Source organism: Mycolicibacterium sp. lyk4-40-TYG-92 (genome assembly GCF_030209435.1).
Lineage (GTDB): Bacteria > Actinomycetota > Actinomycetes > Mycobacteriales > Mycobacteriaceae > Mycobacterium.
In genome coordinates, this window is record NZ_JARVRX010000002.1 from 330,704 (window position 1) to 342,268 (window position 11,565).

Below are 11,565 nucleotides of genomic sequence, written 5' to 3' on the forward strand. Positions count from 1 at the left end.
CTGTTCGACGAAATCCATGATGAAGGTGTCGGACGCATTTGGTGGCGGACCGCAGATGCCCAGTCGCGCTGCTTTAATGCAGATTCAGGGGGACCTTCTCGGCAACACGGTCGGTGACATCGATCATGGTCAACGTAGCGAAATTTTCGCAAAAGACAGTTATTTGCGCGGACCTTTCAGTTCGGCGCGGCTGCCGGCACTCTCATTGAATTTTGGTTAAATCCTGGTCTTGACGCTGTGACATAACTAGGATTATGTTTTAGGGGCACCGCGAAGGTGGAGAAATGCGGCGTCGATCGCGCAGCAGTGATTCTGGCCGTTCGGAATGGTTCCGCCCAGGTGACGAGTTTCTACGACCTTTCAGCGCAAGATGATCCGACGTAGGTGGTGAAGCGAATGGCGAGTCCAATAGCGCGTGGGCGGGAGAATGCTCTAATCGGGGAGCTGCGGACGGTGTTCGCGACAGGTCGCACCCGCGACCTGGCGTGGCGAATCGCGCAACTGCGTGGCATTGAGCGGCTGTGCGACGAGCGAGAACGAGAGATTGCCGAGGCGTTAGCGAAGGACCTGGGCCGCTCCGCGTTTGAAGCGTGGATTGCCGACGTCGCCTCTACCAAAGCGGAGGCACAGTACGCCCGTAAGCATGTCCGCAAGTGGATGCGCCGCCAGCGCGTGGGATTGCCCTTGAGCCAACGGCCGGCTCGGGCATGGGTGCAATACGACCCGCTCGGTGTGGTGCTACTGATCGGCCCGTGGAACTACCCGTTCTACTTGAGTCTTGGGCCGCTCGTTGCCGCGGTCGCCGCCGGTAACTGCGCGGTGGTCAAGCCGTCGGAGCTGGCGCCGGCAACATCGGCACTGCTGGCGCGATTGTTGCCGCAGTACCTGGACCCGGAAGCGATTCAGGTTGTCGAAGGTGACGGGGTCACGACCCAGGCGCTGCTCGCCCAGGGCTTCGATCACGCGCTGTTCACCGGTGGCACCGAAGTCGGAAAGAAGATCATGGCGGGCGCGGCGCCAACGTTGACACCAGTCACCCTTGAGCTCGGCGGAAAGAGCCCTGTCGTCGTCGCTGCCGACGCCGATATCGACGTTGCCGCCCGCCGGATCGTCTGGGTCAAACTCATCAATTCGGGTCAGACCTGCATTGCCCCAGATTATGTCGTGGCGGAACAGTCAATCGCTGACGAACTGGTGGGGAAGATCGTCGAAAATCTCAACCTCTTTCGGGCGCGGGAGCAGATCAAGTCGCAGCCAATCGTCAATAGCCGACAATTCGAGCGGTTGGCCGGGCTCGTCAGCTCTACCACCGGTTCGGTGGTGGCCGGAGGTGGAGTTGACCAGGCGACGTTGCGCATGGAGCCCACCGTGATCCTCAACCCAGCGGCGGACGATGCCGTCATGGCGGAAGAAATCTTCGGCCCCATCCTGCCGGTGGTTACGGTCGCCTCGCTCGATGCCGCGATCGGGTACATCAATGCCAAACCGAAACCGTTGGCGCTGTATCTGTTCACCGAATCGCCAGAGCTGGCGCGGTCAATTATCGATGCCGTCCCGTCCGGGGGCGCGGTGGTCAACCACGTCGCGATGCACTGCCTGGTCGCGCAGCTGCCCTTCGGTGGGGTGAGCGCGAGCGGTATGGGTGCCTATCACGGCCGGTGGGGGTTCGAAGCGATGAGTCATCGTCGAGCGGTGCTCGCCAAGCGCAGCAATCCGGACCCGAAGATGTTCTATCCGCCGTACTCCCGGCTGGCCGTCAAGCTCATGCGAAAGATCCTCTGATGCAACGTCTTCCGGGTCTAATCCCCCAGTTCTTCGCCGCGTACCACATTTTCAGGTCGCATTTCAGCGGGGTGGCGTTCGTCCCTGCCGAGGTCGACCTGGACGATCACATCTTCGGTGACGCAGGCCCTCCTCTGGATGTCTCGGAGCTGCTGGCGGATTTCTGGCAGGAACGGGACGAACTGGCAGCCGTGGTCAACAGAGAAAGGAGGCCGGACTGATGTCTCTACCCGAAGTGGTGACGACGCCGGCGACAACGGTGCACGAATTCACCACCGAATTGGTGGTGCAACGGCGTGAGATGGCTGCCGAGGGCGTCGTCACCTTGGAGCTGACTGATCCCGGCGGCGGGGAGCTGCCGTCGTGGGAGCCGGGTGCCCATATCGACCTGCTGCTCGATGAGGGACTGGTTCGGCAGTACTCGTTGTGTGGCGAAACCCGTAATGCAGGCGTGTGGCAGGTAGGAGTGTTGCTCGACCCGAATACCCGTGGCGGTTCGCGACACGTCCACCAGCATCTTCACGAGGGCAGTCGGATTAGAGTTCGAGGCCCCCGCAACCACTTTCCGCTCGTCGACTCACCAAAATACCTCTTCATCGCTGGCGGCATCGGTATCACGCCGATGAAGGCCATGGCCGAGAGTGCCGATCGTGCAGGCATCGAATGGACCTTGCTCTATCTGGGCCGCAGTCGCGCGACCATGGCGTTCCAGCGGGAATTGTCGGACACCTTCGGCGACCGCGTCACAGTCTGGTCAGACGAGGAGCGCGGGGGATTCTTCGACCTGGCCGCGGCCTTGGCGGAGCCGGCCGAAGACACGCTGATCTACAGCTGCGGGCCGGAACCGTTGCTCGCCGCGATCGAAAAGAACTGTGTCCATTGGCCGGTGGGCAGCCTGCACGTGGAACGGTTCGCGGCCAGGGCGCCGTCGGCAGAGACTCTGGCAGCAGCGCTCGACAGTTACCAGGTGGTGTGTCAGCGCTCGGGCATTACCGTCGAAGTGTCGGACGGCGTGCCGATGTTGGACGCACTGGAGGACGCGGGTATAGCGATCATGTCCTCATGCGGTGAAGGTGTCTGTGGCACCTGCCGCGCCACCGTGCTGGAAGGTGCGCCGGATCATCGCGACTCGCTGCTCACCGAGGCTGAGCGCGCCTCCGGAAACATCATCTTGCCTTGTGTATCGCATTCCCGCTCAGAGAAGTTGGTGCTGGACCTATGACTGGAACACTGACCGGGGTCTACCCGACCAAGTGCTGGTATGTCGCCGCGACTTCGGAAGAAGTGGGTGAGGCGCCGTTGGCACGCCGGATACTGGGGCGCGACGTGGTGCTCTGGCGGACCCAAGACGGCCACGTTGTCGCGTTCGAGGACCGGTGCGCACACCGAGGCTTTCCGCTCTCGCACGGGAAACCGATGGGGGACAGCCTGGTTTGCGGCTACCACGGCTGTACCTACGATCGAAACGGGGTGTGCGTGCAGGTGCCGACGCAACCGTACGTTCCGCCGGGGATGAGCGTGCCGGTGTTTCCCGCCATCGAGAGTTCGCCATTCATCTGGATCTGGCTGGGGCCGACCGGATCGGCGTTCGGTAGTCGGCCTCCCAGTACGCCATGGCTGACCGACCCGGGTTGGCAGTCGTTCGGCAGCGCATGGCGATTGCGTGCGAACTACCTGATGGCGCACGAACATTACCTGGATTTCTCGTACGCCCCGGTGCTGTACCACGACGAACTACCGCCGGGGACGAAGCGGCTTCCGGCAGTCGACGATGTCGTGGTCACCGAGACCACAGTCTCCTATCGGCGGAGCCTGCCAGATGCTCCTTTGGCTGAGTGGGAGGCGAGGGCCACCGGCCTGGACGCGTCTCGTACCTACGCTCGCTGCGAGAGTGGAAGTTTCGCGTCGCCGGCCCTTCATGTCCAACGTTGGGAGATTGTTGCCGACGGCGTGACCTACGCCAGCGTCCGAACCCATGCGATCACTCCGGAAACACCGGACTCAACGCACGTTTTTATGCAAGCGTCCTGGAACTACGCGCCCGGCGACAAGGCCGTTGCCAAGTACTTGGAAACGTTCCTCGACGACCTCGTGGACCGCGACCGCAGCATCCTCGACATGGCCGCGGCGCGTGTCGGCTACGACGGCTGGCGGTCCAGTGTCGAGTTCCAGGCCGACACCGCCGCACTCGAAGCGCGGCGCATCGTCGCCGTGATGCTGGCCAAAGAAGCCGGCCGCGCGCCGCTACGTCCCGGCGTGCAGCACACGAAAGCCGATCAACTAAACCGCAATTCAGTCCAACCGATCTTCAAGTAGTAGACAAAGGAGTCCGCAATGACCACCGAGAGCTTCGCCGACGTCGACCTGGCCAAAGTTGACCTCACCGATCTGACGTACTTCCAGGACGGCCCGCCGTACGAGTTGTTCGCCCGGATGCGCAAAGAGGCCGGCCCGCACTGGAATCCGCTGCACAACGACGACGAGCCGGGCTTCTGGTCCTTCACGAAATTCGATGACATCGCGACCATCAGCAGCAATCCGGAGCTGTTCTCCTCGGCTCGTGGCGGCGTCTTCTTCACAGCCACGATGGGCCCCACACCGGTCGAGGTATTGCGCGAGATCATTCTTGGCATGGATCCGCCGCGGCACACCCAGCAGCGCAACGTTGTGCAGGCCGTGTTCACTCCGAGGATGATCCGGCAGATGGAGGCCGAGGTCCGGGCGACTGTGACCGGCCTTATTGACAGCGTCATCGAAAAGGGCGCATGCGATTTCGTTGATGAGATCGCCGTAGAGCTGCCGCTGATCGTGATCGCCGACATGCTCGGCGTGGTGCAGGACGATCGCCGACAGTTGTTCGAGTGGACCAACACGCTCTCCCGGGCTGCAGCCACTGGCGACGCACAACTGGGGTTTGGCGCGCTGCTGGAGATCGGCGGTTACCTGACGGCGCTGACCGCCGAGCGCAAGGCCAATCCAGGGCCGGATCTATTGTCGCGGCTGTTGGTGGCCGAGGTTGACGGGGAGAGCCTGTCTGAGCAAGAGGTCACGTTCTTCTTCGCGATCCTGATGTTCGCCGGCAACGACACCACCAGGAATACGGCGTCGGGCGGCATGCGGGCGCTCATCGAGAACCCTGCCGAACGGCAGAAGCTGATCGGTGATCCCGAGCTGATTCCCGGAGCGGTCGAAGAGATGCTGCGCTGGGTCAGCCCTGTCGTCTACTTCACCCGGACTGTGACTGCCGACACCGTTGTGGGCGGGCACGCGCTGAAAGAAGGTGAGCGCGTTGTCATGTGGTACGGCGCCGGTTCCCGCGACCCGGAGAAGAATGACGACCCCGAGACCTTCAACGTGTCCCGGGGGAAGATGCCGCACCAGGCGTTCGGTGGTGGCGGACCGCACTTCTGTCTCGGCAACCAGCTGGCCCGTCTCGAGCTACGGGTGCTGTTCGAAGAACTGATGCGCCGCATTCCGGACATGGAGATCGCAGGACCGGTGTCGCGGCTGGTCTCGAGTTTCTCCAACGAGCTGACCTCGATGCCGGTCACCTTCACGCCCGGCACTCGGGAGGGCTGAGATGTTCCCCGGAACCCGTGCGCTGGTGACGCCCGACAAGCCCGCGGTGATCATGGCCGGTTCCGGTCGGCGGCTGACATACCGCGAACTCGACGACAGCTCAAGGCAACTCGCAGTCGCTTTGGCTGATCTCGGGCTGGTCAAGGGCGACGTGATCGCAATGCTCAGTGACAACGCCGCAGAGTGTTTCGTCATCTACTGGGCAGCCCTGCGCTCGGGTCTGTACCTGACCGCGGTGAACTTCCACCTCACTGCCGGCGAGGTCGCCTACATCGTGAACGACTGCGACGCCAAAGTCCTGATCGCCGCCGGTGGCCTCGGGGAACTGGCCGAGGAGGTGCGGTCCCTGGCGCCGGGCGTCGAGCATGCCTTCAGCTTTGACGGGTCCCTGAATGGATTCGATTCGTATGCAGACCTTTTGGCCTCCGCTGGAGATCGAACCCTGGCCGACCAGCCGCGCGGCAGTGACATGCTCTACTCGTCTGGCACGACCGGCCGGCCGAAGGGGATCAAGCCGCCGCTGCTGCCGATTCAGGTCGACGAACCGGGCGACCCCATCACCGGATTGTTGGGTTCGGCGTTCGGCATCACCGCCGACGACGTGTACCTGTCGCCGGCGCCGATCTATCACGCCGCGCCGCTGCGCTGGTGTGGCGCCGTCCAGGCACTCGGTGGCACCGTCGTGGTGCTCGAAAGGTTCAAGGCCGAAACCACTCTTGCCGCGATCGAGAAGTACCGTGCCACAGTCGTCCAGGTCGTGCCGACGATGTTCGTGCGGATGCTGCAGCTGACCGAAGCGCAACGGGCGTCATACGACGTGTCCAGTCTCCGGTTGGCCATTCATGCGGCCGCGCCCTGCCCTGCGGATGTGAAGGAGGCGATGATCGATTGGTGGGGGCCGATCCTGGTCGAGTACTACGGGTCAACGGAAGCCTGTGGCTTCACGGTCATCAATTCGCAGGACTGGCGGGACAAGCAGGGGTCGGTCGGGCGAAGCATGCTTGGTACGGTGCACATCTGCGACGAGCGTGGTGCCGAATTGCCCACGGGCGAAGCGGGATTGGTCTACTTCGAGCGTGACGTCCGGCCGTTCGAGTACCACAACGACCCCGCCAAGACCAAGGAAGCCGAGCATCCGGCGCACAGCAACTGGACGACGGTAGGTGACATCGGTTACCTCGATGCGGACGGCTATCTCTTTCTGACCGACCGCAAGTCGTTCATGATCATCTCTGGCGGCGTAAACATCTATCCGCAGGAGGTGGAGAACGCGCTGACGCTGCATCCCTTGGTGTTCGACGTGGCCGTCATCGGCGTGCCAGACCCGGCGATGGGCCAACAGGTCAAAGCTGTTGTTCAACTGAGAGATGGCATTGAGCCCAGTGCGGAACTGGCCGAGCAACTCATCGCCTACGCGCGGACGAAAGTGGCCGCATTCAAAGCACCCAAGACCGTCGACTTCGTCGACAGTTTGCCGCGTACGCCGACCGGGAAGCTGGTCAAGCGCATGTTGGTGGAGCGGCACGCCACACCTTCAAGGTAGTAATGTCGGTACGCCGCGTCGTCAGCGCCAAGGATTCTTCAGCGGGTGATGGGCTCGGCGCAGTGGCGGTACGAGTATAGGGATATGGATTGTCGTCGAACAGGAGCGTAAGCCCTGCAGGCAGGTTGCGAGGCGACCGACGAGTTTGAGCAACTGCAACTCCACGGAGATGTGATCGCCGATGGTGGCCAGGCAGGACCATACCTTGACTTGCCGGGGTCGTGGCCGGCCTCCTCGGCGGCTTTCTTGACCGTCTGCACGCACCGAACCAGGGTTTCGTCGGTGAAGAACGTGTGCAAGGTGACTTCGTTCGGATGCCTTGCCGCCCAAGGCGAGTGAATCGGGTGCGGACGCGACCGATCCCAGCGGGATTTCGTCGTCGTAGTCGCCGCCGAGCCGTAGCATCGGATAGTGCCCGATGAGGGTTACTGCTCCCGTGGATCGGGACCGAGGGTGCGTGCCAGTTCGGTTCGCCATGCACGCACACGTTGGCTGAAGTTGTACTGCTGTGGGTCGATGAGCCAGCGGTAGGCCATTCCGAGACCAACGTCAACGACTCGTTCTGCTGCGAAATCTGCGTCGGTCTCCTGTCGGATGCTGCCATCGGCCTTGCCGGCGCGGATTGCGTTGGCGAGGGCCTGTTGAAGTTCGAAAAGTGGCTCGGACACCCGTTGAAGGGGGATCGCAGAGGGCCCGGCTGCTTCGAAACTGACCACCAAGAACGCACGCAGCCGGGTGGGCTGTTCGTTGATGAAGGCCTCCAACCGGGCCACGACCCGCAGTACTGCGTCGAGGCCATTCGCAGCCTTAGGTGTCTCCGCGAGCAGCTCGTCGATCCAAAAGTTGTCGAGCATCGTGGCTAGAAGCCCGTCCTTGCTGCCGAAGCGTGTGTTCACCATGGAACGGACAAACCCCGCGCGTTCGGCGATCTCGCCAGCGGTAGTGGCTCCGAATCCCTGGACCGCGAACAACTCGGTGGCCGCCCGCAGCAGCTTCTCGCGGGAATGTGCCACTCGCTGCGCCTGCGTCGGTGCGGTTCGCTTGGTGCCACGGGAACCGGCGCGCGGCCGCTGGATCTCAGACACGCCAACCATTATCCCATTTGAGAACTGGGATACGGGCTGACGCGGAGCCGTTGTGGTGGATATTGACACCACCAACATATCGACGATACTGTCGATATGTTGTGGTGTCTGCCACATCGTGGGTCTCAACAAGATCGACGTCACATCTGAGTCGTCGTTGTCGAAAGAAGCCTTGAAATGCAATTGGATAGCAGCAACCGTGCTGTCGGCCAGCTCGTCGATAGCGCTGGCTCTCCGCGTACCCCCGTCGCGTCCGCCACGGTCTCTTGCGCAGGAATGGGTGGAATGGCAGCTCAGGCCGTCGACGTGGACTCCCTCACGCCGACGAAGGTTACCGCGATCCTTCGCCGCAGCTACGACTTGCCCGGCGCTGTCACGACCGTCGAGGCAATCCCGTTCAGCATCGGGCAGGCCGCCGACAGTGCGCGCCTCGTGCTGACCTACGCCGGTGATCAGGGAGACGCTCCGTCAACTCTGGTGGGGAAGTTCGCGTCACGCGACGAGAGCAGCCGTGCCCTGTCCATCTCAGCTGACCTCTATGCCCGCGAGCTCGGGTTTTACCGTGAGCTGGCGCCGAGTTTGGCCGTCCGCACGCCCGCGCTGGTGCATGCCGAAGTCGCCGGCGACGGACGTTTCGCGCTCCTGCTTGAGGATGTCGCACCAGCGACGATGGTCGACCAAATTGAAGGCTGCACTCCCGAGTACGCCGAGGTTGCTATCCGGCAGGCTGCCAGGTTGCATGCATCGTCGTGGGGTCGCGAGGAACTCGCTCAGATCCCGTGGTTGGCCTCTTTTGCCTCAGTGCTGGACCTGGCGGTGGAGCATCTCCCGCACTTGCACCGCCAGTTCCGTGCGACTTACGGCGATATGGTCGACGAGCCCATCCTCGCGCTGACCGATGAGCTTGTCGAGGTGATCCCAGCGTGGCACCGGCTGACCTCTGATGGCTACGCTCTATGGCATCACGATTACCGGCCTGACAACATGCTCTTTAACGCCAATGGCGGCGTCGATCCGCTGGTAGTAGTTGACTGGCAAACCGTCTCGTACGGTCCTGCGATCGCTGATGTCAGCTACTTCCTCGGTTGCGGGCTAGCGGTGGAGGACCGCCGCGCCCACGAGCGCGACCTGGTCGCGATATACCACGACGAGCTGGTAGGCGCTGGCGTCGAGGCCCCGGACCGTGACGAAGTGTGGAGCGCCTACCTCGATCACGCAGTCACAGCGTTGTTCATGGCCGTGCACGCGTCGGTGCGAGTGGAGCGTACTGAGCGCGGCGATCAGATGTGGTCCAGCTGGCTTGAACGGTCCGCGGCTCAGATTACCGACCACGACGTGCTCGCGCGGCACCGCGGATAAAGAGAGAGCCAAATGCTGACCAGCTTCGATGACTATCCGATCCACCAATCGGCATTGCCCCTCACGCAAACCGGCAATGGTAACCCCCATCATTATGATCGGTTCTGGTTCAACGGGTTCCGCGAGGATCTGTTCCTCGGCGTCGCATTCGGCTCGTACCCGAACCGCCAGATCATGGACGGCGCGTTTTCCGTAGTGCACGAGGGCGTTCAGCGCTCAGTGTTCGCCAGCGGCCGATCGAACCCCGATCCCGTGGACACCCACATCGGGCCGATCCGCATCGAGATCGTCGAACCGATGCGCATTAACCGGCTTATCGTGGAGGCGCCAGAGCACGGACTGCAAGCCGATCTCATCTTCACTGCGACCACTGCCGCTGTCGAAGAGGCCCGACAAATCAAGTTCGTCGGCGCACTGAACTTCATGGATGCCACACGCGCCACTCAGTGGGGCACCTGGACCGGCACATTGGTAGTCGACGGAAAGGCCGTCGACCTCAAGGGCGGTATCCCTGCGACCAAGGATCGCTCGTGGGGCACCCGTCGCATCGGCCGCCTCTCCGACGGCGCGCCAGAAGCGCCACCGGAGGTACTGTTCTTGTGGTCGCCAATCCACTTCGACGATGAGTGCTTCCACCAGTTGACTTTTGAGAACCCCGACGGGTCCCAGTGGGCACACGAGGGGCTGGTCATTCCCAAGATTGCTCCGGGCACCCAGGTCGTCGCCGCTGCTGCCGAGCCAACTCGATTTGCGCGAGTCGAGCATCACATCGAATGGCGGCCCGGCGCCCGTCGCGCCAAACGGGCCACGCTTCTCACGCATGGTTTGGACGGCACGGTTGATGAGATGCATCTCGAACCGCTGATGACCTTTCAGATGAAAGGCATCGGCTACGGCCACCCCACCTGGAGCCACGGCCGTTGGCACGACGAACTCGCTGTCGGCGGTGAGTATTACGACGTGGAGTCGGAGGATCCGCTGCGCCCCGAAAACTTGCACGTACAGCAACTCGTCCAGGCGACATGGCGCGGCAAGACGGGACTCGGCGTGCTCGAACAGATCATGCTCGGTCGCCACCACCGCTATGGGTTCAATACCTACCTCGGGCCGAAGTAAGGACACGAACGCACCGCACCGCACCCTGGTGACCCAGGGCAACTTCTCCCCGGACTGCAATACCTTTCGGGTGTCGGGCCAGATATGGGCCAGCGCGGTTGGACCTCTCGAACCCTACCAACCCGCGTGATCTGGATCGTTCCGGCTCGAATCGGTTCGCACGGAAAGGAATTCACGCCCGGTGGCGATACCATGTGCATGTTCACCATGCTGGGGGTCGACATCGTGGACACCCCGGCAGTACAGGACCGTGCGCGGCCTGGATTCGCCATGCGCCAGTTGTTGCCCGGCCGTGGATTCAAGCATTTGGGCCGAAGGCGCGATCGGACGGCACAAGGCCAGGGTCACGGTTCAGCGGATCATGCCGGGTTCTTGCCCTCGGCCGTCAACAGTGCGCCCATTGTGGCGATGACGGTCTGGGTCGCCTTGAACGGCCGAACCATCACCTTGAACGACGTGATTTGGTGGCGCTCATCCCAATAGATGATGTCGACTCCCTCGACATGGATGCCGTCGAGTTCCGCCGCAAATTCGAGGACAGCAGACCGGTCGCCGAACCATTGACCGACGTAACGGAAGTCTGTGCCATGGAACATCTGTTCCGCGGCAAGCAGATACCGCGAAACCTGTGCATGGCCGAGCTGAGGCGTGAACACCGCGGGCGAGTAGAACGCGACGTTCTCGGCGAGCAGGTCGTCGAGGATTTCGGTATGTCCCCGTTCAATGAAATCGAGCCAGCGGACGATGGGCAGTGGCGTCATGCGTTGACCTCCACCTCCTGACAGGTGTTGGTTACCGCTCCGGCCAGGCGGCCGGTGATGATCTCCTCGGCCTCGCCGACGATGCGGCTGATCAGCTCATCGCACGTCGGGATGTCGTGGATCAGGCCCATGACGGTGCCCGCGGTCCAGATGCCGGCGTCGATGTCGCCGTTCTCGAACACCTTGCGACCGCGCACGCCGGCCACCAGATCCTTGACGTCCTCGAACTGGCCGCCCTTCTTCAGAATCTCGACGACCTCACGCGAGACCGCGTTGGACGCCACCCGCGCGGTGTTCTTGAGGCTGCGGAAGATCAGCTCGGTACCCCGCTCGTCGGTCG

At 62.7% G+C, this 11,565-nt stretch carries 10 protein-coding genes and 2 pseudogenes; 9 read left to right on the forward strand and 3 right to left on the reverse strand.

What is annotated here, in order from left to right; all coding sequences use genetic code 11:
• The first annotated feature begins 396 nt into the window (after positions 1-396).
• From QRN63_RS06255 to QRN63_RS06285, 7 genes and pseudogenes are all read left to right on the forward strand, one after another.
• Positions 397-1,782: an aldehyde dehydrogenase family protein gene (locus tag QRN63_RS06255; protein WP_285030025.1), complete on the forward strand. Its 1,386-nt coding sequence runs from the start codon at positions 397-399 to the stop codon at positions 1,780-1,782.
• Entirely contained in the window at positions 1,782-2,003 is a 222-nt protein-coding gene (locus QRN63_RS06260) for a hypothetical protein (protein ID WP_285029995.1), read from the forward strand. Before QRN63_RS06255 ends, QRN63_RS06260 begins: the two co-directional genes overlap by 1 nt.
• Complete coding sequence (locus QRN63_RS06265; RefSeq protein WP_285029996.1) at positions 2,003-3,004, forward strand: PDR/VanB family oxidoreductase; 1,002 nt, start codon at positions 2,003-2,005, stop codon at positions 3,002-3,004. Before QRN63_RS06260 ends, QRN63_RS06265 begins: the two co-directional genes overlap by 1 nt.
• Positions 3,001-3,270, forward strand: a pseudogene (locus QRN63_RS06270) (Rieske 2Fe-2S domain-containing protein); the annotation flags it as partial. The gene QRN63_RS06265 and the pseudogene QRN63_RS06270, both read left to right, overlap by 4 nt.
• A 24-nt stretch (positions 3,271-3,294) precedes the next feature.
• Complete coding sequence (locus QRN63_RS06275; protein ID WP_285030027.1) at positions 3,295-4,098, forward strand: aromatic ring-hydroxylating dioxygenase subunit alpha; 804 nt, start codon at positions 3,295-3,297, stop codon at positions 4,096-4,098.
• 18 nt (positions 4,099-4,116) lie between these two features.
• Positions 4,117-5,361 (forward strand): cytochrome P450, encoded by a 1,245-nt coding sequence (locus tag QRN63_RS06280; RefSeq protein WP_285029997.1) that lies wholly within the window; start codon positions 4,117-4,119, stop codon positions 5,359-5,361.
• Between the two features lies 1 nt (position 5,362).
• Complete coding sequence (locus tag QRN63_RS06285; protein WP_285029998.1) at positions 5,363-6,904, forward strand: acyl-CoA synthetase; 1,542 nt, start codon at positions 5,363-5,365, stop codon at positions 6,902-6,904.
• Positions 6,905-7,329: 425 nt separating this feature from the next.
• On the opposite strand, the gene QRN63_RS06290 is transcribed toward QRN63_RS06285, so the two are convergent.
• Positions 7,330-8,133, reverse strand: a complete 804-nt coding sequence (locus QRN63_RS06290; RefSeq protein ID WP_285029999.1) for a TetR/AcrR family transcriptional regulator — start codon at positions 8,131-8,133, stop codon at positions 7,330-7,332.
• Positions 8,134-8,274: 141 nt separating this feature from the next.
• Between QRN63_RS06290 and QRN63_RS06295 the strand changes: the two genes are divergently transcribed.
• Positions 8,275-9,348: a phosphotransferase gene (locus QRN63_RS06295; protein ID WP_285030001.1), complete on the forward strand. Its 1,074-nt coding sequence runs from the start codon at positions 8,275-8,277 to the stop codon at positions 9,346-9,348.
• Between the two features lie 12 nt (positions 9,349-9,360).
• Positions 9,361-10,464, forward strand: a complete 1,104-nt coding sequence (locus QRN63_RS06300) for an Rv3169 family protein (protein WP_285030002.1) — start codon at positions 9,361-9,363, stop codon at positions 10,462-10,464.
• A gap of 359 nt (positions 10,465-10,823) precedes the next feature.
• Here the strand turns inward: QRN63_RS06300 and QRN63_RS06305 are convergent, their stop codons facing one another.
• Both QRN63_RS06305 and QRN63_RS06310 read right to left on the reverse strand, forming a co-directional pair.
• Positions 10,824-11,225, reverse strand: a complete 402-nt coding sequence (locus QRN63_RS06305) for a nuclear transport factor 2 family protein (protein ID WP_285030003.1) — start codon at positions 11,223-11,225, stop codon at positions 10,824-10,826.
• Positions 11,222-11,565, reverse strand: a pseudogene (locus QRN63_RS06310) (nitronate monooxygenase); the annotation flags it as partial. The pseudogene QRN63_RS06310 and the gene QRN63_RS06305, both read right to left, overlap by 4 nt.

Bases quoted from the DNA above. Each gene is read 5' to 3' on its own strand.
- QRN63_RS06255 (WP_285030025.1), top strand. From the start codon at position 397: ATGGCGAGTCCAATAGCGCGTGGGCGGGAGAATGCTCTAATCGGGGAG.
- QRN63_RS06260 (WP_285029995.1), top strand. From the start codon at position 1,782: ATGCAACGTCTTCCGGGTCTAATCCCCCAGTTCTTCGCCGCGTACCAC.
- QRN63_RS06265 (WP_285029996.1), top strand. From the start codon at position 2,003: ATGTCTCTACCCGAAGTGGTGACGACGCCGGCGACAACGGTGCACGAA.
- QRN63_RS06275 (WP_285030027.1), top strand. From the start codon at position 3,295: ATGAGCGTGCCGGTGTTTCCCGCCATCGAGAGTTCGCCATTCATCTGG.
- QRN63_RS06280 (WP_285029997.1), top strand. From the start codon at position 4,117: ATGACCACCGAGAGCTTCGCCGACGTCGACCTGGCCAAAGTTGACCTC.
- QRN63_RS06285 (WP_285029998.1), top strand. From the start codon at position 5,363: ATGTTCCCCGGAACCCGTGCGCTGGTGACGCCCGACAAGCCCGCGGTG.
- QRN63_RS06295 (WP_285030001.1), top strand. From the start codon at position 8,275: ATGGCAGCTCAGGCCGTCGACGTGGACTCCCTCACGCCGACGAAGGTT.
- QRN63_RS06300 (WP_285030002.1), top strand. From the start codon at position 9,361: ATGCTGACCAGCTTCGATGACTATCCGATCCACCAATCGGCATTGCCC.
- QRN63_RS06305 (WP_285030003.1), bottom strand. From the start codon at position 11,225: ATGACGCCACTGCCCATCGTCCGCTGGCTCGATTTCATTGAACGGGGA.